A 20,926-nucleotide genomic window follows, 5' to 3' on the forward strand; every position below is an offset into this window, starting at 1 on the left:
TGTTGTTGCCGTTCTTGAGTGACCCGTCGTCACGGTTCTACTCTTGCCTTTCCGGTGCGGGGATCAGAGGTGGTCCTGTCCGAGAGCGAGGTGGTTTGACCTGGCTGTTGACGCGAACACGAGCACTCACAGGATGTGAACATGTGTCACGTTTTGTGTGTCGAAAAACGGACACTTCCGGGCATTAATCCTCACCAATCGGGGGTATACGCGTGTCCCGGCTGGTGTGAAGCCGCCTCGACTGGGTATTGACAGGTCAGGAGTTTTTCCCCGGGTTCCGGCTTTTGCCCGCGAGGATCCAATTCGGACACAGTGAGGAGTGCACCGGCACAATGGCGAACCACCGCATCGCACGCCGCAATACCGTCAGCGTGCCCGGGGTCGCCGTGCCGGCGCCCCGGGCACTGCCGTTACGCACTCGCGCCGCGCTCGCCGCCGGCAAGCTCGCCGCCGGAGCCTCCCGTCGTACCGGGCGCGGTACCGGCGCCGTCATCGGCGGCCGTACCGCACTCAAACTCGATCCGGGCGCCCTGGCGAGACTCGGGCAGGACCGCACGGTCCTGCTGGTCACCGGAACCAACGGCAAGACGACCACCTCGCTGATGCTCACCCGCATCCTGTCCGTGCTCGGCTCCGTCGCCGCCAACTCGACCGGCGCCAACATGCCCGACGGCCTGCTCGCCGCCCTCACCGAACGCCCCGACGCTCCGTATGCCGTTCTCGAAGTCGACGAGAACTACGTTCCTTGGGTCGCCGACCGGGTCAGGCCGGCCGGCATCGTGCTGCTCAACCTCAGCCGCGATCAGCTCGACCGCGTCGGCGAGGTCAGGTCGACCGAACGCGATCTGCGGGCCGCCGTCGCGCGGCTCACCGACACCTTCGTCGTGGCCAACTGCGACGACGCGCTGGTCACCTCGGCCGCCATCGAAGCAGCCGACCCGCTGTGGGTCGCAGCGGGCACCACCTGGCGGGACGACTCGACGGCGTGCGCGCGCTGCGGCCAAGCCGTGCAGCGGGACGAGGAGAGCTGGGGCTGCGTCTGCGGGCTGGCTCGCCCGCGTCCCGCGTGGGCGCTGCGGGGACAGACGCTGGTCACGCCGGAGGGAACCGAACTGCCCCTCGACCTCCAGTTGCCGGGAAGGGCCAACGCCGCGAACGCCGCCATCGCCGTCGCGGCCGCCGCCCGGCTCGGCGTGCAACCCGAACTCGCGACCGCGCAGCTCAGGGCGATCACCGACGTCGCGGGCAGGTACCGGCAGGCCGACGTCGCCGGACATCAGGTGCGCCTGCTGCTCGCGAAGAACCCCGCGGGGTGGGGGGAGACACTGCCGCTCGTCGAGGGCGCCCGTTCGGTGGTCATCGCCGTCAACAGCAGGGAAGCCGACGGTCGCGACATGTCCTGGCTGTGGGATGTGCCGTTCGAACGGCTGCGGGGGCACACCGTCGTCGCCTCAGGGGAAAGGGCGACCGATCTCGCCGTGCGGCTGTGCTACGGCGACGTTCCGCACCGGGTGGAACCCGACCCGCTCAAGGCCGTCGCCGAACTCGAACCAGGACCGGTCGACCTCATCGCCAACTACACCGCGTTCCGCACCTTGACCGTGAGGCTCAACCATGGGTGACGAATCAACCATCCGGCTCGGTCTCGTACTGCCCGACGTCCTCGGCACCTACAGCGACTCGGGAAACGCGACCGTGCTGGCGAAAAGGCTGGAATGGCGCGGGATTTCCGCCAAGATCGTGCCGATCCCATTCTCGGGAGACGTGCCCTCTTCGCTCGACATCTACCTCATCGGTGGTGGCGAGGACGACGCGCAATCGCTTGCCGCTGCCCGGTTGCGCGCGAACCCCGGTGTGCAGAAGGCCGCGGAACAAGGAGCCGTCGTACTCGCCGTGTGCGCGGGCTTCCAGGTGCTCGGCACCTCGTTCACGACATCCGACGGCGTCGAGCACGCCGGACTGGGGCTGCTCGACGTCTCGACGGTCCCCGGAAGGCGCCGCGCCGTCGGTGAGGTCGTCGTCAAGGTCGACGACGGCTACGGCGGCGAGCCGCTCAGCGGGTTCGAGAACCATCTCGGTTCGACCACCGTCGGCTCGACCGGCGCACCGCTCGGCAAGGTGACACGGGGCATCGGCAACGGCGACGGCAGCGAGGGCGCCGTGTCCGGACACGTGCTCGCCACGTACCTGCACGGGCCGGTGCTCGCGCGCAACCCCGCGCTCGCGGACCTGCTGCTCGAATGGGCCATGGGCTCGCGGCTTCCCGCGCTGAACGTGGACGAGGTCACCGAACTGCGAAGGCAACGCCTCGCCGGCAACCGATTCGGCAGGCGCCGCGGCGCCTGAGAACAGGAGAAAGCCCCGGCACGACACGAGTTCGTGCCGGGGCTTTCTCGCGTTCAGGACAGCGCCGCCGCCCTGAACGAGTGGAAGCACTCACCCGACGGACAGCTCCGCGCTGAACCGGGAGCCGATCCGGCAGACAGTAGGTAGGGCGGTCGACCGGAAGGGGAGTCCGAGGCCATGAACGTGCCCAACGTGCCGGTCACCGGCGAACGCTCCGAACGCCGCCCGCTGGGGCGCGTCGTCTTCATCGCGGGCGCGGCGGCGGTCGGTGGCTTCCTTTTCGGCTACGACAGCTCCAACATCAACGGCGCCGTACTCGGCATCGAACACCACTTCGACGTCGGCGGAGGAGCAACGGGGCTCACCGTGTCCAGCGCGCTCATCGGCTCGGCCGCGGGTGCCTGGTTCGGCGGGCTGCTTTCCGACCGCATCGGCAGGATCCGGTCGATGCAGCTCGCCGCCGTGCTGTTCCTGGTCAGCGCCATCGGTGCCATGTTCGCGTTCAGCGTGTGGGACCTCGGCGGCTGGCGCGCGGTCGGCGGCGTCGCGATCGGGATCGCCTCGGTGCTCGGGCCCGCCTACATCGCCGAGGTCGCGCCTCCCGAATACCGCGGGAGGCTCGGCTCGATGCAGCAGCTCGCCATCGTGCTTGGTATCGGTGTCTCCGCGCTCGTCAACTGGTGCATCAAGGCGCTCGCTCCGCTGGGACCGGACGGCAGCCACAACCTCAACGGGTCGCTCGGAGGGCTGGAAGCGTGGCAGTGGATGCTCGGCGCGGCGGCCGTTCCCGCGGTGATCTACTTCGTCCTCGCCTCGATCATCCCGGAGTCGCCGCACTACCTGGTTTCCGTCGGCAGGAGAGAGCAGGCCCGCGACGTCCTGATCTCCGTCGAGGGCGGTGACGAAGCCGAGGCCGACGCCAAGATCGATGGCATTCTGCGCAGCCAGAAGACCGAGGCGAGGCCGAAGGTGCGCGACCTGGCCGGTGGCAGGTTCGGCCTGCTGCCCATCGTGTGGGCAGGAATCGGGCTCGCGGCGTTTCAGCAGCTCGTGGGCATCAACGTGATCTTCTACTACTCGGACACGCTGTGGCATTCGGTCGGCCAGAACACCGACTCGCTGCTGATCTCCATGGTGAGCCCGGTCATCAACCTCGCAGGAACGTTCGTGGCGATCATGTTCATCGACCGGCTCGGCCGCAAGCCGCTGCTGCTGACCGGCTCGATCGGGATGGTGCTCGGGCTGGGGGTCGCGGCGGTGGCTTTCGGCAACGCGGTCAGCGTCGGCGGCGCGATCACCTTGCCCGGCGTGTGGGGTCCGGTCGCGCTCGTGTTCGCCAACCTGTTCGTACTGTCGTTCGCGTTGTCGTGGGGCGTGATCCTGTGGGTCATGCTCGGCGAGATGTTCCCGCTGCGGATCCGCGGTGCGGCACTCGCCGTCGGCACGGCCACCAACTGGGTCGCCAACTGGCTCGTCACCGTCAGCTTCCCCAGCATGTCCGAATGGAACCTTTCGGCAACTTATTGGGTTTATGCCGCTTTCGCGGCGTTGTCGATACCGTTCGTACTGCGGTTCATCAAGGAGACGAAGGGGACGGCGCTGGAGAACGTGAGTTGAGGGCCACCGGTGCGGATCTCGCGTGCCCGGGTGCGGATCTCGTCGTCCTGGGCCGGGGACTCGCCGGGTCCTCACTGGCCCCCAGGGCTCTGACCTCGGCATATTCGCGAGGAGGTGGGGTTATGATGGGTGACCGCGATAAGTCGACAAGTCGCGAAACGTCCTCTCCCTGTTCTCCCCGGAAGTGCGAAACGGACCGCCGATGACCACGTCACTGGAGCGCGCCTCGCGGCGCGGCAGTGCGACCGACAACGCCTATCAGCACATCAAGCACCTCATCCTCGTCAACGAACTGGCGCCTGGCGCCGAACTGAGGGAGGCCGCGCTCACCGAATCGACGGGGTTCGGCCGCTCGCCCGTCCGCGAGGCGCTGCGCAGGCTCGTGCAGGAGGGTTTCGTCGAGGTGCGGCCAAGGCAGGGCTACCGGGTTTCCTTCGTCACGATCGACGGGGTCAGGGACCTGTTCGAACTGCGGCTGCTGCTCGAACCCGCCGCGGTGGAACTGGCCGCGCTGCGCGCGCCGTACGACGAGCTGACCGAACTCGGGACGCTGGCGCGGACGACCTACAGCCCCGGCCAGGCCGGAGGCTACGAGACGTTCCTCAAGGCCGGCAGGGATTTCCACGTCCGTATCGCGAAGGCCACGGGAAACGAACGGCTGGCAAGCACACTCGAAGTACTACTCGACGAGATGCAGCGGTTGTTCTTCCTCAGCCTCGGCGATCCGGCCAGCGCCTCGGACATGACCCGCGAGCACAGGGCCCTCTACGACGCGTTGCTGGCAAGAGACGTGCCAAGGGCCCGCCAGGTCGTCGTCGACCAGATCGAGGCAGGCAGGGACAGGGTGCTGGACCGGCTGGCGGCGGCGGGGCGGCCCGAAGCTCCACGCCCATCCGGATCCGGGGATTGATCCGCCGTCGCGGTAACCGCCGGTGCCGACGAAACCCACGAACGTGTCGTGTTCCGCCACGCGCAACCTCCCAGCTCACCGGCTCAACTCGGATACTCTGTGCGTCGTCTTTTGCTCACTCACAGTAAGGGTTTTGTCGTGCGGAAGTCTCTGGGTGTCAGGGTTGTCGTTGCCTTCGCCGGCCTGTTCGCCGCCCTCGTGCTGGCGGCTCCCGCCTCGGGAGCCACCGAAACCGCGGCCACGGAAACCGGAGCCGCTCCCGCGCTCGTGCGCGCGACGCAGAACAACGACTGCAAGCTCAACGTCCGGGCCGGTGCGGATACCGGCTCCCCGATCCTGCACACGCTGACCTGCGACAACTACACGACCTGCGTGCAGGCCGACGAGCAGAGCCAGCCGTGTGGTCCCTACGTCGTCGGCGGCGACTACAGCTGCGTCGGCGCCGACAACAAGCAGGTCTACGACAACAAGTGGGCCGAGGTGTCCTGGCGGTCACCCGAGCCCGCCTACGTCGCCGTCTCCTGCGCGTTCTTCCGCGAGTAGTCACGAGTCAGTGGAGCGAAAGCTCCCGCCGAAGCAGCGTCAACCCCGATCGCTGTTTCGGCGGGAGCTTGTCGCGTTCTGGGGGCGGGCCGGATCGGCCGGTGACCGAGGCGCGCCGGTGCGGCGAAAAGCGTGTGCGGTCGCGTGAGGATGTCCACTCTCGACAGTGCGAAGTGTCCGCGAGCCGATGGCCGAACCTTCGGTACGGGGCGCCAAGCGTTGGCCGCGAACGAGCGCTTGGCGCTGTCCGGGTCGGACATTCCCACCTCTTCCCGGCAAGACCGGTGTCGTGTACCGCGTTTGGTGAAGTTGATCTTAGTTCCCTGTCGAACCTAGAAGTCTTCTCGGTATCCGTCAACCGAGATCCGGTCCGGCAGTCGTCGTGTCTCGAACTGTCGCTAATGGCCGATGTCGCAGAAATCCTCGGCTTCGAGCAAGCTGCCCTCCACCGCGATCCTGGCTCGCTCCTCGGTCAGGCACTGCCGATACGCGTCTTCCTTGCTCTCCTGCGAGTTGATGATCATGATGCCGATCGCGCACATCACCGCGATGATGGCGCACACCATGGCAACCGCCTGCCGGGCGGGGCTGATCTCGTTTCGGCTGCCGTTCATCGCTCCCCCTCGAAGTCTCCGTTGATCGCCGCGGAGCATGCCCGCCGCCACTTACATCCCGCTTGCGTCGAGCTGGCACGACCAGGTCGTGTCTGACAAGGCCCGAGTACGACCCGGTACGAGGGCCTTCCAGTCCTGCACAGTCTTGCGAGGAACCACGCTGATCCCCGCTCGCACGGCAGAGGATCATCAGACACGACCTACACTCGGACGCGTTGTGGCCGCCCGTCGTTCCGGAGGTGTCCATGGGACCGCGTCCCGCTTACCAGGCTTCAGAGGGAAGTGCGCTCGCCGTCGATCGCGGCTTCTACGACCGGCTGGCGGAAAGCGAAGACCGGAGGGAGAACGTCGAACGGTTCGTGGTGCCCATCCGGTCCGGCAGGGCGTGGGAGGTCGAGGCGGGCCAGATTTGCCGGATCAGTACTCCCGAGGGAGCGCAGGTCGGCGACTTCAACGTCTGGAACCGGCACAATCCGCGCGAACGACTGTGGGCGGCGAGGACGCGGCAGCTACAGGCCGCGCACGTGACTCGCCACGACCGGCTGTGGTCGACCTTGCCCTACCTGCGTCCGTTGCTGACCATCGTCAACGACACGCTGGAGTCCTACGGGGTCGATTCCGACGGAGGCAGGGTGCACGACCTGCTCGGAACCCGTTGCGATCCCTACGTCAACCGGATGCTCACCGGTGAGGACGCCGACGTGCACTGCCATTCGAACCTGGTGCGCGCCGTGCTGCCCTACGGGCTGACCGAGTTCGACGTCCACGACGTGCTCAACATCTTCCAGTGCACCGGGCTGACCGAGGACGATCGCTACTTCATGCAACCGTCTCCGGCGAAACCGGGTGACTTCTTCGAGTTCTTCGCCGAGCAGGACCTGCTGTGTGCCCTGTCGACCTGTCCGGGAGGCGACCTCTCCATCCCGTTGTGGGGTCCGGATGCCCGCGATCCCATCGAGGTCTGCCGTCCGCTGGCCGTCGAGGTGTTCCAACCGGACGCGGACCTCACGGCCGACTGGAAACCGCCGGCGGTCGCGGCCTACGGCGGTCTGCACGGGCTCGTGAAGTCCTAGAGGCCGACGGGGGCGGCGGCCGCGTACTCGTCGTCGACGGCGACGACCCGGTGGCCGGTGGCGTCGAGCAGCGACGCCGCGATCGCGGCCCGGTAACCCGACTTGCAGTGAACCCAGATCTCGCCCGCGGGTACCTCGCCGATGCGGTCGAGCAGTTCATGCAGCGGGATGTGCACGGCACCGTCGATGTGCCCCTCGTCCCACTCCTGACCCCTGCGGACGTCGAGCACCGTGACCCTGCGGTGATGGCGCACCTCGGCCAGTTCCGCGAATCCCGCGGTGGGGTAGGAGCGGAGCGCGTGACCTCCGGCGAGCGTCTCGATGTCGCCCGTCGCCGCGGCCGCGAGCCGGTCGACGCCGATCCGCACCAGTTCGCGCTGTGCGTGCGCGACCTGTTCCGGCGACTCGCCGAGCAGGGTCAGCGGTGCTCCCCACGGCAACAGCCAGCCGAGATAGGTGGCGAGCCCGCCGTCGATGCCGAAGTTCAGCGTGCCAGCGACGTGGCCAGCCGCGAACGCCGTGCGGTTGCGCAGATCCACGACCCACTCGCCCGCTTCGATCCGGTGCCGCAACTCGGCGGGATCGGCCTGCCGTGGCGGGCTGAGATCGGGTGCCTCCGGGCCCGCGGCGTTGGCCGGTGCCATGTGCGCGTAGTACGCGGGATACACGTCGAGCCCGGCCAGCAGTGAGTCCACATAGGACTTCTCGGATTCGGTGAGTGCCGGGTTGATCCGCTTTTCCCTGCCGATCGTGGATTCGTCACCGGACGTGGGGGTGGCGGAGCAGAAGCTGCCGAACCCGTGTGTCGGATACACGCGGGTTTCGTCGGGCAGTTCGGTCGCCAGCTTGCGGGCCGACGAGTACTGCGCGTGTACCAGTTCGCCGGTGTGCGCCGGCCCAAGCAGATCGGGACGTCCCGTCGAGCCGTACAACAGTGAGCCGCCGGTGAACACGGCCGGTACGTGGCCGGAGGAGCGCAGCACGTAGGAGAGGTGGGTGAACGTGTGACCCGGCGTGGCCATGGCCTGCACTCGCATGGTGGTGCCGACCTCGATGACGTCGCCGTCCGTGATCGGTTCGCGCTCGAACGACACCTCGTCGGCCGCGTTGACGTGATAGGCCGCGCCAGTGAGGCGCGCGAGCGCGAGGCCGCCGGTGACGTAGTCGTTGTGAATGTGGGTCTCGAAGACGTGCAGCAGCCGCACACCCTCGCTTTCCAGCAGTGCCAGCATCCTGTCGATGTCGCGTTGCGGGTCGACCGCGAAGGCGACCTCGCCGTCGTGTACGAGGTAACTGCGGTCGCCGAGTGATGGCGTGTCGATGGGCAGAATCTCCATCGGAACGGTCACTTCCTTCCTTATCGCGGCCCCTGTCGCGACTGTACCCTCGGGGGTATCCGGCGAGAGGGAACGCGAATAGCGCCCTTGGCCAGCACCATGGTTTCGTGACAGTGAGTGTGCGAGTCGTCGCGCGCGGGAGCGCTCGAACGCGAAGCCCCGGCCCTTGTCATTGTCCAGGCTGCGGGCTGCTGGGCCAAGCCCCGGAAGTATGGGTCTATGGTTTGGACCACTTGCGAGTCGGGGCATGTCGACGCGTGATCGACATGCCCCGACTCGGCCTCGTCGCGGATGCTTATCGCGGCTTGCGGGCCACGCAGAGAACAGACTGCCCGAACGGAACCTTGACGACCTTTTCGATGGCCCTCGTCACCGGGACGACGAAGCGGTCGTAGATCGCGACGAGCTTGCGGTTGGGCGCGCCTGCTCCGCCCTTGCGCACGGCGGCCCACCACGCGAAGGCACCGAGGAAGTTGACCGGCCGGGCAACCTCCACCGTGAGCCCTGCCTTCTCGGCCGCGGCCCGCACGGTGGCGGGGGTGTACCTGCGATAGTGCCCGACCTTGCGATCGAACTCGCCGTAAAGCTGCTGGTATCCCGGCACGAACAGGATGATGTCCCCACCGGGGGTGACCGATGCGGCGAGGCAGCGCAGCGCTTCGACGTCGTCCTCGATGTGTTCCAGGACGTTGATCGCGACCAGGCTCTCGACGGGTTCCTCAAGCGTCGTCTGCCCGTCGATGTCGAACTGCTGTACCTCGATTTCCTCGCGGTCGGCGAAGCGGGCCTTCATCTGCCTGACCGCTTCGGGATCGACGTCGGTGACGACGTACCTTTCGAAACCGGTGAAACCGTCGGCGAACTCGCCGAGTCCCGCGCCGACCTCAAGTACCGTGCGCCCGCAGTGCGCGCGGATGAGTTCGCGCTGATAGTTCAGGTATCGGGGCTTGCCGTGATCACTTTCCAATGTGCGGCCGGTGGCCGCGTTGAACGCACCCTGGCCCTGCTCGCTGTCGGTCACGCAGCCTCCAAGTCGTAGCGGATCCGCCGGGACGCGGGCAGGACACTGCCGAAACCGGGGGGACATCAGCAGAACCAGGCCCGGAGAGCGGGTCGATTCGCATTCTGTTGTCGCTTATGCGCGATAGGGCCGCGAGCGTACTGGATCTGGCACGAGTAAACCAAGGTGGGCCACGAAACCATGGTGCGCTGGCACAATCGCATCATGCGGAAACCGGAAGCGGGGCGAGAACGGCAATCGGTCTTGGTTCTCGTGCACAGTCCCCTGGTCGGCCCCTCGGCGTGGGAGCCGACCGCGGCGATCTTGCGGGAGAGCGGACATCCCGTCGTCGTCGCTTCGCTTGCGACCGGAACGGATGGCCCTGGCCCCAGTTGTCCGCGCCTCGCGGGGCTTGTCGCCACCGCCGTCGCGGAATCCGGTGTCGCCGGGCCGGTTGTGCTCGTGGGACACAGCGGAGCGGGGCCGCTCCTGCCCGCGATCGCCGAGGGCCTTCCACTGCCCGTCGCCGCGATCGTGTTCGTCGATGCTCAACTCCCGCATCCCGGCCGGTCCTGGCTCGCGGCGGCACCGGCGGAGATCGCTGATCAGCTTCGCGACCTGGCCGTCGGCGGGATGCTTCCTCCGTGGAATCAATGGTTTCCGCCGGAAGCCATCGCCGCGCTGCTGCCGGAACCCGAGCAGCGCGAGCGGTTCATCGCCGAACTGCCGAGGTTGCCGCTGTCGTACTTCGAGGAAACCGCGCGGGTGACCAGTGGCCCGGACGTGCCGTGCGCCTACGTGCGGCTGAGCGCGGCCTACGACCGGCAGGCCACCATATGCGCTGACCGTGGCGACCCCGTCGTGCGCGCCGACTCCGATCACCTCGCCCCTTACACCGATCCCGGGACGGTCTCGGCCGCGCTCCGCGAAGCCGTGTCACTGCTCGGGCTCGGCTGATTGCCCGCGCCGGACCATCACCATGATCCGGCCGAAAAGAAGAAAAAGGGCTGATACGCATGGTCGCCTCTCGGCGAATGGCGCGACGCGGTTCCAGCCGAACGGTATTCCGCGAAGGCTAACTGGGATGAGGCCCGGGGGACTCAATGCGTATCAGCCGACCATTCCAACACCGGAAACAGCTCCGGTGTTCCCTTGCCGTCGTGAGGTGACTCACGACGGCAAGCGTGAGGGTCACGCCGCGTGCGGCTGCCCCTTCGTTTTTCCACGAGCGCGCACGAGATCGCGGCGCTCCACCTCTGTCGTGCCGCCGAAGATCCCGTAGTCCAGTCCCGTGTCGATCGCGTACTCAAGGCACTCGGAACGCACGGGACACCGGGCGCAGACAGCCTTCGCCCGCTCGCTCTGCCGCGCGCCGGGCCCCATCGCCGACACCGGGAAGAACAGCTCTGGATCCTCGTCGCGACAGGCGGCCTCATGTCGCCAGTCTTCCTTTTCCATGACGTACCGCCCTCCTTTCCGGCGGGGATTCGCTCGCCCACGTGACGGCCGCTACGAAATTTCGCGGCCACCTTTGATCATCGGTTACCGGGCAAGCGATTATTCAACGCGCATCCCGTGCGCGTGTATTCCGGCAGTGAGGCCCGCCACCTCGCGCGGCCGGGTACCTCGTCCGTGGCACGCGGAAACCGCGGTCGCGGCCGTTGTCATTTCGCGCGGGCCGGGCACATACTGGAACACGTGTCCACAGTGTCCATAACGGACTGGATCCTGCATGTCGACCTCGACCAGTTCATCGCGGCCGTCGAGGTCGCGAGGCACCCCGAACTGAGGGGAAAACCGGTGATCGTCGGCGGCAAAGGCGACCCGAGCCAGCGTGCCGTCGTCGCCACGGCTTCCTACGAGGCGCGCGAAAGCGGAGTCCACTCGGGTATGCCCCTGCGCACGGCAGCCAAACGCTGTCCTGATGCCGTCTTCCTCGCCTCCGATCCGCCCGCGTACGAAGCCGTGTCCGAGCGGGTCATGGCAACCCTGCGTGAGTTCGACGCCGTCGTCGAGGTGATGGGCTGGGACGAGGCTTTTCTGGGCGTGACCACCGACGATCCGGAAGCGTTCGCCGAGGACGTCCAGCGGGTCGTCGCCGAGGAGACGGGCCTGTCCTGTTCGGTGGGGATCGGCGACAACAAGATGCGGGCCAAGGTCGCGACGGGATTCGGGAAACCGGCAGGCCGTTACCGGCTCACCAGGCAGAACTGGATGTCGGTGATGGCCGAGCGCGGGCCCGACGCGCTGTGGGGCATCGGAAGCAAGACCACCCACAAGCTGGCGGACATGGGGATTACCACCGTCGCCGCGCTCGCCGCGGCCGATCCGAACGAGCTCGCCGCGCGGTTCGGGCCGACGATGGGGCCCTACTTCCGCGCGCTCGCGCACGGCGCGGGTGACAGGGAGGTCACGGCCACTCCTTACGTTCCGCGCTCGCGAAGCAGGGAGACGACCTTCCAGCGCAACATCGCCGACCCCGCCGAGATCGCCGGACAGATCGCCGCGCTGGCAGGCAGGGTCGCCGAAGACGTCGTCGCGGAGGGGCGGCCCGCGGTCAGGGTCGGCGTCAAGGTGCGGTTCGCGCCGTTCGTGACCCAGACGAAGAGCATTACGCTGGAGGGGCCGACGAGCGAGGCGGTGGTGATCGAACGAGCCGCGCTGAGCGTCCTGGAACGCTTCGAACTCGATCGTCCGGTGCGGTTGCTGGGTGTCAAAGCGGAGTTCGACCCGAGCTGAAGTGATGGGGGTCACACGGTGTCAAGGGTGTGACGACGCGGACGGCGAAGCTCTCGGCGGCAATGTCGGAGCGGGCGGATACCCTGCACTACGGTGGTGCGCTGGTCGGGTGGCAGACCGAGCGCGCCGGCGCACCTCTGACGGCACGAATCGGTGTTATCGAGATCTGGGAGAGAGCAACCCTGTGACTGCTTCTGCTGAGACCCTCTACGGGGCGGACGACCTGACCCACCTCGAGGGTCTCGAAGCGGTGCGCAAGCGGCCAGGCATGTACATCGGGTCCACGGACAGTCGCGGCGTCAACCACCTCTTCACCGAGATCGTCGACAACTCGACCGACGAGGGTGTCGCGGGCCACGCGACCAAGGTCGTGGTCACCCTGCACGCCGACGGCAGCGTCGAAGTCGAGGACGACGGAAGGGGCATTCCCACCGGGGTACACGCCAAGTCGGGATTGTCCGGAGTCGAACTCGTGCTCACCAGGTTGCACGCGGGCGGCAAGTTCGGCGGCTCGGGATACAAGGCGTCCGGGGGCCTGCACGGTGTCGGCGCCTCGGCGGTCAACGCGCTCTCGTTGCGGCTCGACGTCACCGTCAAGCACGCGGGCAAGGTGCACGAGATGTCGTTCGCCCGTGGTGTGCCAGGCACGTTCGACGGCCAGGGGCCGAAAGCGAAGTTCACGCGCCAGTCGGGACTTCGCCTCATCCGCAAGATGAAGCGGGGGGAGTCCACCGGAACCACCATCCGGTACTGGTACGACGCGAGGTATTTCGAGACGGGGGCCGCGCTCGACGTCGACGTGGTGAGGCAGAAGCTGCGCAACACGGCCTTTCTCGTCCCTGGCGTCAACTACGTGCTGCGCACCGCCACCGACGGCGCCATCAACGAGGAGACCTTCCATCACCCGAGCGGTTTGACCGACATGGTCGAATTCCTCGCTCCCGCCGGCGATCGCGCCGTGAGCGAGACCCTCGTCATCACGGGGGAGGGTAGCTACAAGGAGAACGCCGCCGACGAGAACGGCGTCATGAAGTCCAATGTGGAGCGACGGGCCGAGGTCGAGATCGCGCTGCGCTGGGGTACCGGCTACGAGCGCACCGTCGAGTTCTTCACCAACACCATTCGCAACGTGCACGGCGGAACCCACCGCAGGGGGTTCGACCGCGCGATGGTGAAAGCCGTCCAGGAAGCCATCTCCAAGACCAGGGGACTGCTCAAGCCCAAGGAGGACATGCCGACCGTCGACGACGTCCAGGAAGGCATGACGGCCGTCATCCACGTGCGCATTCCCGAGCCGCAGTTCACCTCGCAGACCAAGGACGAACTGTCGACGGCCGGGATCACGAAGGTCATCCAGGGCATCGTCGACAAACACATCAAGGCGTGGACCGAAAACCGCAAGACGAAGGCGGAAGTCAAGACCGTCCTGCAGAAGATCGTCGACGCCTCGCGCGTCCGGCTCGCGCAGAAGCAGCAGAAGGACGCGGCACGGAGGAAGACCGCGCTCGAAGGCGCCGCGATGCCGCCGAAGCTGGTCGACTGCCGCACCACCGGCGTCTCCCGCAGCGAACTGTTCCTCGTAGAGGGCGACAGCGCGCTCGGATCGGCGAGGATGGCGAGGGTCTCCGAGTACCAGGCGTTGCTTCCGCTGCGGGGCAAGATCCTCAACGTGCAGAAGGCAGGGCTCGGCGACGCGCTGAAGAACGCCGAGATCTCCTCCATCGTGCAGGTGCTCGGCGCGGGAACAGGCCGTACCTTCGACATGTCGACCATGCGCTATGGCAGGGTCATCCTGATGGCCGACGCCGACGTCGACGGCTCGCACATCCGCACGCTGCTCATCACGCTGTTCGCCCGCTACATGCGTCCCGTGATCGAAGGCGGGAGGCTGTACGCGGCCATGCCGCCGCTGCACAAGATCACCACGAAGGGCCGCAACCCGGAAACCCATTACACGTTCAGCGAACGGGAAATGGAAACCAAGGTCGCGGCACTGCACAAGGCAGGCAAGAACGTGGTCACTCCCGTGCCCCGGTTCAAGGGACTCGGTGAGATGGACGCCGACGAACTGTGGGACACCACCATGAACCCCGCCACCCGCTCGGTCCGCCGCATCACCCTCGACGACGCCGAGGCGGCCGAGGCCGCGCTCGAACTCCTCATGGGCGAGAAGGTCGAGCCGCGCCGCAAATGGCTGGTCTCCTCCGCCGCCAGGGTGGACCAGGCCGCGATCGACATCTAGGAGTCACACGACAATGGCACGCCGCAAAGGCACCATGACGCGGGTCGACCCTTCCGCCTTCGACAAGGCGGGAGCCCACGTCTACGACAACCCGGTCAAGACGGAGATCGAGGACTCCTACCTGGAGTACGCGTACTCGGTCATCCACTCGCGCGCGCTGCCCGACGCCCGCGACGGGCTCAAGCCCGTCCACCGCCGGATCTTGTTCTCCATGAACGAGAACGGGTACCGGCCCAGCCACGCCTACGTGAAGTCGTCTCGCGTCGTCGGCGACGTGATGGGCAAGTACCACCCGCACGGCGACAGCGCCATCTACGAGGCGATGGTGCGGCTGGCGCAGGACTTCTCGATGAACGTGCCGCTCATCGACGGGCACGGCAACTTCGGTTCCCCCGACGACGGGCCAGCCGCCTCCCGGTACACCGAGGCACGCATGTCGCCGGAAGCGATGCTGCTCGTCGGCGAACTCGGCGAGGAGACCGTCGGCTTCCGGCCCAACTACGACGGTTCTCTCCAGGAACCGTCCGTGCTCCCAGCGGCGTTCCCGAACCTGCTCGTCAACGGTACGTCCGGCATCGCGGTCGGTATGGCGACCAACATGATCCCGCACAACATAGGCGAGGTCATCGCGGCCGCGCGCTGGCTCATCAACCACCCCGGCGCCACGCTCGACAAGCTCATGGAGTTCGTGCCCGGCCCCGACCTGCCGACCGGTGGCCTGCTGCTCGGGCTCGACGAGGTCCGCAAGGCTTACGAGACCGGGCGCGGCATCGTGCGGATGAGGGCCAAGGTGCAGACCGGGCCCATCGAGGGCAGCAGGCGGCAGGGCATCACCGTCACCGAACTGCCCTACGGCGTCGGGCCGGAAAAAGTCATCGAGCGCATCACCGACGAGGTCGGCAAATCCAAGCGGCTCACCGGGATCGCCGACGTGAAGGACCTCACCGACAGGGAAAACGGCACCAGGCTCGTCATCGAGTGCAAGGTCGGCGTCAACCCGCAAGCACTGCTGGCCGACCTCTACCGGCTCACCCCGCTGGAACAGTCCTTCGGCATCAACAATCTCGTCCTCGTCGAAGGCCAGCCGCGGACGCTCGGGCTCAAGCAACTACTCGAAGTGTTCCTCGCCCACCGCTACGAGGTCGTCACCCGCAGGACCAAATACCGCAAACGCAAGCGTGAGGAACGACTGCACCTCGTCGAGGGCCTGCTCAAGGCGCTGCTCGACATCGACAAGGTCATCAGGCTGATCAGGCAGAGCGAGAACGCGCAGGCGGCCAAAGACGGGCTGATGAAGCGCTTCAAGCTCTCCGAGATCCAGGCGACCTACATTCTCGACACGCCACTGCGCAGGCTCACCAAGTACGACAAGATCGAACTTGAGGACGAGCAGGACCGGCTGCGTGAGGAGATCGCGGAGCTGGCGAAGATCCTCGACGACGAGTCGGTGCTGAAGAAGGTCGTCTCCCAGGAACTGGCCAAGGTCGCCAAGGAGTTCTCGACGGAACGCAGGACCGGGCTGATCGACGGCGACCTCAAGGAAGTGCTCGCAGCTTCCAAGTCGGCGGGCCCGCTGGAGGTCGCCGACGATCCGTGCCAGGTGATCCTTTCGGCGACCGGCCTCGTCGCTCGTACCGCGGCCGAATCCGAAGAGGTCGGCGAGGGCAGGCGGCGCAACGGGAGGGTCAAACACGACGCGGTCTCCGCGGTCGTGCACACGACGGCCCGAGGTCAGGTACTGCTCGTCACCAACACCGGGCGAGCGTTCAAAGTGGACGTACTGCCGCTGCCGGTCCTACCGGAGCAAGCGGGCACGGTGTCCCTGCGCGGCGGCATGGCGGCTCGCGAACTGGTTCCGCTCGGCAAGGGCGAACGAGTCGTGGGCATCGCACCGCTCGGCGAACAAGCCGCGGGGGCGACCGGACTGGCCATCGGCACCAAACGGGGTGTGGTCAAGGTGTGCTCGCCGGAATGGCCGGTGCGCTCCGACGAGTTCGACGTCATCAGCCTCAAGGACGGCGACGAGATCGTGGGCGCGACCTGGCTCACCGATGGCGAGGAAACGCTTGCCTTCCTGTCCTCGCAGGCGGCCCTGCTGCGCTTCGCGGCCTCGCTCATCAGGCCGCAGGGCCTCAAGGGCGGTGGCATGGCCGGCATCAACCTCAGCGGAGACGCCGAGGTGGTGTTCTTCGGCGCGATTCGTACCGACGACGAGGAACACGGCGAGCCGATGGTCGTCACGGCGACCGGCACCAGTGTGAAGGTCACCCCCTTCGCCGAGTACCCGGCAAAGGGCAGGGCGACCGCGGGTGTGCGGGCACACCGGTTCCTCAAGGGCGAGAACAGCGTCACCGTCGCTTGGATCGGTCCACGTCCGGCGGGCGCGGGCAAGAACGGCGACGCCGTCGAACTACCCGAGCCCGACCCGCGCAGGGACGGCTCCGGGGCGGCGCATCCAGGACCCGACGTCGTCGGTCACCTCATCGAACGCGGTTGAGCGCGGGTGCGGGGACCTCGCCGGTCCCCGCACCGCGGCGCATCACCAGGCCCTGAGGGTGGCCGCGCTGTCGAACCTGCGCGGCTCGCCGCTCAGCGGATCGGTGAATTCGAGTGTCTTGGCCAGTAACTGCAACGGCCTGCTGAAATCGTCCAGCGCGGTCTCGGTCAGCACCGGGTAGAACGTGTCGTGCACGATCGGAACCCCGAGCGAGGACATGTGCAGGCGCAGCTGGTGGGTACGGCCGGTTGTCGGCAGCAGCCGATACCTGCCGAGTCCTTCCCTGTGCTCGACCAGTTCGACGTGCGTCTCGGCATTCGGCTCGCCGGGTACTTCCCGCGCGGTCATGATGCCGCGCTCTTTGACGATGCGGCTGCGAACAACCGTGGGCAGCTTCAGTTCGGGCCGGTGAGGTGCCACCGCCTCGTACACCTTGCGCACGACCCGGTCGCGAAAGAGCGTTTGGTAGGCCCCGCGCAGTTCTCTGCGGGTCACGAACATGACGAGCCCCGCCGTGACGCGGTCGAGGCGGTGAGCCGGTGACAGTTCGGGAAGTTCCAGGTCGCGACGCAGCCGCACCAGCGCGGTTTCCAGTACGTGCTTGCCTCGCGGGATGGTGGCGAGGAAATGCGGTTTATCCACGACCACGAGGTTGTCGTCCCTGTGCACGATGCCGATCTCGAAGGGGACGGGAACCTCGTCGGGAAGGTCCCGGTGGAACCAGACGAACGTGTTGGGGACGAACGGCGTCTCCATGGTGATCGGCCCTTCGAGGCCGACGATGCGTTCTTCCCGCACCATCGTGTCGATGTACTGGGGTTCCAGCCGGGGCAACCGGTCGACCAGATGGTCCCGCACCGTTGCCCAGTTCCCTTCCGAGGGCAGCCTGATCCGAGCGGCGTCGAGACCGTGCCGCTGCGGCAGTGGTGACGCGGGACGTTTCATCCTCTTCACTGTAGCCGTCTGGCCGTTGCGGCCGTTTTCGGTAGCCGCAGGGCGACGCTGAAGAGCAGGCCGGTCGCGCTCAGTGCGGATTTCCGCGCGCCATCCACCGGTACTGCGCGGCGACCTCGGCGGGGCTTGCCACTTTGTCGAGGAACATGAGGCCGTCGAAACGGCATTCGCACGGATTGCGTTCGAGTGTGTTCTGCGGGAAGCTGCCGCCGATCTTGATGCCTCTCGGGTCGGTCGCCGACGTCCGATGTGGACCTGGCGTGCCGCCGACCTCCCATGGATCATCGGTTTCGGTGTAGAAACCGGGTACCGGTTTCCCGTTGCGGTACAGCGCCATCGTTCCCTTGTCGAAGTCGAAGGTGGCCGCGAGGAAGACCCACTCATCCTTGGGGAGCAGGCGCTGCCAGTCCTGGCTCGCCGCGAACGTCTGCGACCGGCCGTCGTCGAGCCGCCTTCCCAGCGCCACCAGCCGCAACTCACCGTCCACATTGATGAGTTCGAGCAGTGCCCTGACCCCGTGGCCGTCCGAGTTTCCGGCCAGAATGCCCGCGAGCCCGACGGCGTTGAAGTAGTCGCCGGGGTCGGGCGTGGTCGAATCCGGTTTCGGATGGTCGCCGGTCATCTTGAACCAGCCCATCACCGTTGTCGACGTGGTGGCGTTGAATGCGTTCAGCGTCGGTACGCCGCCGGGGGAGTACACCCCGGCCTTCCAATCGTCGTTGCCCGCGACGCTCTCGTCGATCTGCTTGGTTTGCAGCGCCTTTCGCGCTCCGGGGTAAGCGTTGTCGGCGACCCGCATCGCCGCCGCGCCGTTGATCAATTCGAGGTCGGTACCCGATCGGCCCAGATCCCGTTCCAGCCCGGGGTTTCCCGCGACCGGGTGATCGAAGTCGTAGTAGGAGACGAGATGCGGCGCGAGCGTGGGAAAGACGGCAGGTTTGCCGGGAGACGCGTGCGCGACCGGTACCGCGAGGCTCGCGCCGACGAGGACCGCCGCGAGCGCGGCGCCCGTCCTCACCACCTTGCTCGCGCGCCGTGTCCTTTTCCCACCCAGCTTTCCGGGCAGCGACATCTGCTCACCTCACGGGATCGACGTGTTGTGAAAGCGCTTTCAGTTCTCGAAAGCAGAAGCCTACCCAGGATTTCTTGTGCGGTCCAGAGGTGATCAGTGCGATCGTTCGCCGCCGCGTGGCTTCACCAGCCCGGATTCGAACGCGAACACGACGAGTTGAGCGCGGTCGCGCGCGTGCAGCTTGACCATGGCCCTGCTGACATGGGTCTTGGCCGTCAGCGGGCTGATCACCATGTGCCCGGCGATCTCCGCGTTGGAAAGTCCCCTCGCCACCAGCGCGACGACCTCGCGTTCCCTGTTGGTCAGTTCGGCGAGGTGCGTGCTCACACCAGCCGAGGGAGGCGCCGCGACGAACTCGCTGATCAGCGTGCGCGTGATGGAAGGAGCCAGCAGGGCGTCACCCCGCGCGGCGACCCGCACGGAGTGCACGAGGTCCGCCGGCTCGATGTCCTTGACGAGGAAACCCGTCGCGCCTGCCCGAAGCGCGTTGAACACGTACTCGTCGAAACCGTAATTGGTCAGCATGACGACATGCACTCCGGCGAGTTCGGGATCGGCCGCTATCCTCCTCGTTGCCTCGATCCCGTCGGCGACCGGCATCTGGATGTCGATCAACGCGACGTCGGGGCGGTGCGCGGCGGCCGCGGCCGCGCCTTCCTCGCCGTCAGCGGCCTCGGCGACGACCTCGATGTCGTCCTCCGCGTCGAGCAATGCGCGGAAACCGCCCCTGATCAGCGCCTGGTCGTCGACGAGGAGCACCCGGATCATGCGGTGACCACCGTCGGGAGGGTGGCCTCGACCCTGAACCCACCGTGCTCCCTTGGCGCCGCGTGCAGCGTGCCGCCGAGAGCGTTGACCCGTTCCCGCATTCCGATCAGTCCGACCCCGCCGGGCGATGTGGTTGTCGCGGCGTTTGCCTCTCCCTCGCTGCCGTCGTCCTCGACGCGTACCGTCACCTCGCCTTCAAGGTAACCAATGTGGACGGTCGCCGACGCACCGGCCGCGTGCCTGCTGACATTGGTGAGCGCTTCCTGCACGATCCGGTAGGCCGCCCTGTCGACCTCGGCCGGCAGCGGCCGTCGTTTCCCCTCGACCGTCACCGTCGCGGAGACCCCGGCTTTGCCGACCAGTTCGGCGAGTCTTGCCAGGCCGGTGTCCTGGTGCCGCTCGGTCCGGTCCGCGCGCAACACCTCCAGTGTCGCTCGCAGCTCTCTTCCCGCCTCCCTGCTCGCGTCCTGAACGGCGACAAGCGCCTCGGGTACCTCGATTCCCCGCTTGCGGGCGAGGTGCACGGCCACTCCGGCCTGAACGGTGATGATGGAGATCTGATGGGTCAGCGAATCGTGCAGCTCTCTCGCGATGCGCAGCCGTTCCTCGCTTGCCCTGTGCAGCGCCGCTTCCTCCCTGGTTCGCTCGGCCTCGGCCGCCCGCTGCTCCACCTGGCGCAGGTAGGCCCTGCGGTGCCGGGTCACTTCACCGAGTACCAGCACGGCGAAGAACCAGCCGACGGGCAATAACGCGTCCTGGATGGCCTGCGTCGCCGAGAGCCCGTCGTCGAGTTCGGCGAGGTTCTGCGCGAAGGCGAACACGATGAGGGGTGCGACGACGGCGATACCCAGCACCCGGTGCCCCAGGCTCACCACCGTGTACACGGCGATGAGCGCGGGAGCCGCGGCGATCGGGCCGGGATCGGCCTGGAGCGTGTAGACGAGGTTCGCGACGAGACTGATCGCGAGCACGGCTCTCGGTGCCCTCGTCCTCGCGACGAGAGCGAGGGAACTGATCACGAGCAGGACGTAGTCGAGCGCGCCGGGCCTTGCCTGCCCGGTCAGCGCGTCCACGAGCACCAGGACCGTCACGCTCGCGGCGAGTGCGGCATCGAACGGGCGGGATCGCCACCTGTGCGCGGCCCCCGTATCAGCGGCTCCCATGAGGGCAGCCTAAACCGGAATCCCCTCATTCTCGTTCGGTCCGGGGAGTAC

The 20,926-nt window shown here is 67.2% G+C and carries 18 protein-coding genes; 10 read left to right on the forward strand and 8 right to left on the reverse strand.

The features are described 5' to 3' along the window. Window positions 1-332: 332 nt before the first annotated feature. The 5 genes from BAY61_RS05830 (at window position 333) to BAY61_RS05850 (ending at window position 5,416) form a co-directional block, all read left to right on the forward strand. Window positions 333-1,622 (forward strand): MurT ligase domain-containing protein, encoded by a 1,290-nt coding sequence (locus BAY61_RS05830; protein ID WP_091799434.1) that lies wholly within the window; start codon window positions 333-335, stop codon window positions 1,620-1,622. Then, complete coding sequence (locus BAY61_RS05835; protein ID WP_091799437.1) at window positions 1,615-2,346, forward strand: type 1 glutamine amidotransferase; 732 nt, start codon at window positions 1,615-1,617, stop codon at window positions 2,344-2,346. The genes BAY61_RS05830 and BAY61_RS05835 overlap by 8 nt, the downstream gene beginning before the upstream one ends. A 177-nt stretch (window positions 2,347-2,523) precedes the next feature. Continuing rightward, window positions 2,524-3,963: a sugar porter family MFS transporter gene (locus BAY61_RS05840; RefSeq protein WP_091799440.1), complete on the forward strand. Its 1,440-nt coding sequence runs from the start codon at window positions 2,524-2,526 to the stop codon at window positions 3,961-3,963. Window positions 3,964-4,165: 202 nt separating this feature from the next. Then, window positions 4,166-4,873, forward strand: coding sequence for a GntR family transcriptional regulator (locus tag BAY61_RS05845; protein WP_091799443.1), 708 nt, complete (start codon window positions 4,166-4,168; stop codon window positions 4,871-4,873). Window positions 4,874-5,011: 138 nt separating this feature from the next. Next, complete coding sequence (locus BAY61_RS05850) at window positions 5,012-5,416, forward strand: hypothetical protein (RefSeq protein ID WP_245865843.1); 405 nt, start codon at window positions 5,012-5,014, stop codon at window positions 5,414-5,416. Between the two features lie 398 nt (window positions 5,417-5,814). On the opposite strand, the gene BAY61_RS05855 is transcribed toward BAY61_RS05850, so the two are convergent. Beyond that, complete coding sequence (locus tag BAY61_RS05855) at window positions 5,815-6,030, reverse strand: hypothetical protein (RefSeq protein ID WP_091799446.1); 216 nt, start codon at window positions 6,028-6,030, stop codon at window positions 5,815-5,817. Between the two features lie 245 nt (window positions 6,031-6,275). Here BAY61_RS05855 and BAY61_RS05860 point away from each other — a divergent pair, with 245 nt between their 5' ends. After that, window positions 6,276-7,103, forward strand: a complete 828-nt coding sequence (locus BAY61_RS05860; RefSeq protein WP_091799449.1) for an urea carboxylase-associated family protein — start codon at window positions 6,276-6,278, stop codon at window positions 7,101-7,103. Here BAY61_RS05860 and BAY61_RS05865 read toward each other — a convergent pair. Together BAY61_RS05865 and BAY61_RS05870 are read right to left on the reverse strand one after the other, a co-directional pair. Next, window positions 7,100-8,440: an MBL fold metallo-hydrolase gene (locus tag BAY61_RS05865; RefSeq protein WP_091800723.1), complete on the reverse strand. Its 1,341-nt coding sequence runs from the start codon at window positions 8,438-8,440 to the stop codon at window positions 7,100-7,102. The genes BAY61_RS05860 and BAY61_RS05865 overlap by 4 nt on opposite strands. A gap of 295 nt (window positions 8,441-8,735) precedes the next feature. After that, window positions 8,736-9,461: a class I SAM-dependent methyltransferase gene (locus tag BAY61_RS05870; RefSeq protein ID WP_091799452.1), complete on the reverse strand. Its 726-nt coding sequence runs from the start codon at window positions 9,459-9,461 to the stop codon at window positions 8,736-8,738. Window positions 9,462-9,665: 204 nt separating this feature from the next. Here BAY61_RS05870 and BAY61_RS05875 point away from each other — a divergent pair, with 204 nt between their 5' ends. Further along, window positions 9,666-10,397, forward strand: a complete 732-nt coding sequence (locus BAY61_RS05875) for an alpha/beta fold hydrolase (RefSeq protein WP_091800726.1) — start codon at window positions 9,666-9,668, stop codon at window positions 10,395-10,397. A gap of 234 nt (window positions 10,398-10,631) precedes the next feature. On the opposite strand, the gene BAY61_RS05880 is transcribed toward BAY61_RS05875, so the two are convergent. Further along, on the reverse strand, window positions 10,632-10,898 hold the full coding sequence (locus BAY61_RS05880; protein ID WP_091799455.1) for a WhiB family transcriptional regulator: 267 nt from the start codon (window positions 10,896-10,898) through the stop codon (window positions 10,632-10,634). Window positions 10,899-11,147: 249 nt separating this feature from the next. Between BAY61_RS05880 and BAY61_RS05885 the strand changes: the two genes are divergently transcribed. From BAY61_RS05885 to BAY61_RS05895, 3 genes are all read left to right on the forward strand, one after another. After that, on the forward strand, window positions 11,148-12,179 hold the full coding sequence (locus tag BAY61_RS05885) for a DNA polymerase IV (RefSeq protein ID WP_091799458.1): 1,032 nt from the start codon (window positions 11,148-11,150) through the stop codon (window positions 12,177-12,179). Window positions 12,180-12,363: 184 nt separating this feature from the next. Then, complete coding sequence (locus BAY61_RS05890) at window positions 12,364-14,421, forward strand: DNA gyrase/topoisomerase IV subunit B (protein WP_091799461.1); 2,058 nt, start codon at window positions 12,364-12,366, stop codon at window positions 14,419-14,421. A 13-nt stretch (window positions 14,422-14,434) separates the two neighbouring features. Further along, window positions 14,435-16,918, forward strand: coding sequence for a DNA gyrase/topoisomerase IV subunit A (locus BAY61_RS05895; RefSeq protein WP_091799464.1), 2,484 nt, complete (start codon window positions 14,435-14,437; stop codon window positions 16,916-16,918). Between the two features lie 42 nt (window positions 16,919-16,960). Here BAY61_RS05895 and BAY61_RS05900 read toward each other — a convergent pair whose 3' ends face one another. The 4 genes from BAY61_RS05900 to BAY61_RS05915 form a co-directional block, all read right to left on the reverse strand. Further along, the gene (locus BAY61_RS05900; protein WP_091800729.1) at window positions 16,961-17,863 is read right to left on the reverse strand and encodes an RluA family pseudouridine synthase; all 903 of its coding nucleotides are present in this window, start codon (window positions 17,861-17,863) and stop codon (window positions 16,961-16,963) included. A gap of 79 nt (window positions 17,864-17,942) precedes the next feature. Further along, window positions 17,943-18,944, reverse strand: a complete 1,002-nt coding sequence (locus tag BAY61_RS05905; RefSeq protein WP_110057670.1) for a LamG domain-containing protein — start codon at window positions 18,942-18,944, stop codon at window positions 17,943-17,945. A gap of 93 nt (window positions 18,945-19,037) precedes the next feature. Beyond that, window positions 19,038-19,712 carry a response regulator gene (locus tag BAY61_RS05910; RefSeq protein ID WP_091799467.1) on the reverse strand — a complete coding sequence of 225 codons (675 nt, stop codon included), beginning with the start codon at window positions 19,710-19,712 and terminating at the stop codon, window positions 19,038-19,040. Continuing rightward, the gene (locus BAY61_RS05915) at window positions 19,709-20,875 is read right to left on the reverse strand and encodes a sensor histidine kinase (RefSeq protein WP_091799470.1); all 1,167 of its coding nucleotides are present in this window, start codon (window positions 20,873-20,875) and stop codon (window positions 19,709-19,711) included. Before BAY61_RS05915 ends, BAY61_RS05910 begins: the two co-directional genes overlap by 4 nt. Between the last annotated feature and the right edge of the window lie 51 nt (window positions 20,876-20,926).

It is taken from the genome of Prauserella marina, from assembly GCF_002240355.1.
In the GTDB taxonomy this organism is placed as follows: Bacteria; Actinomycetota; Actinomycetes; order Mycobacteriales; family Pseudonocardiaceae; genus Prauserella_A; species Prauserella_A marina.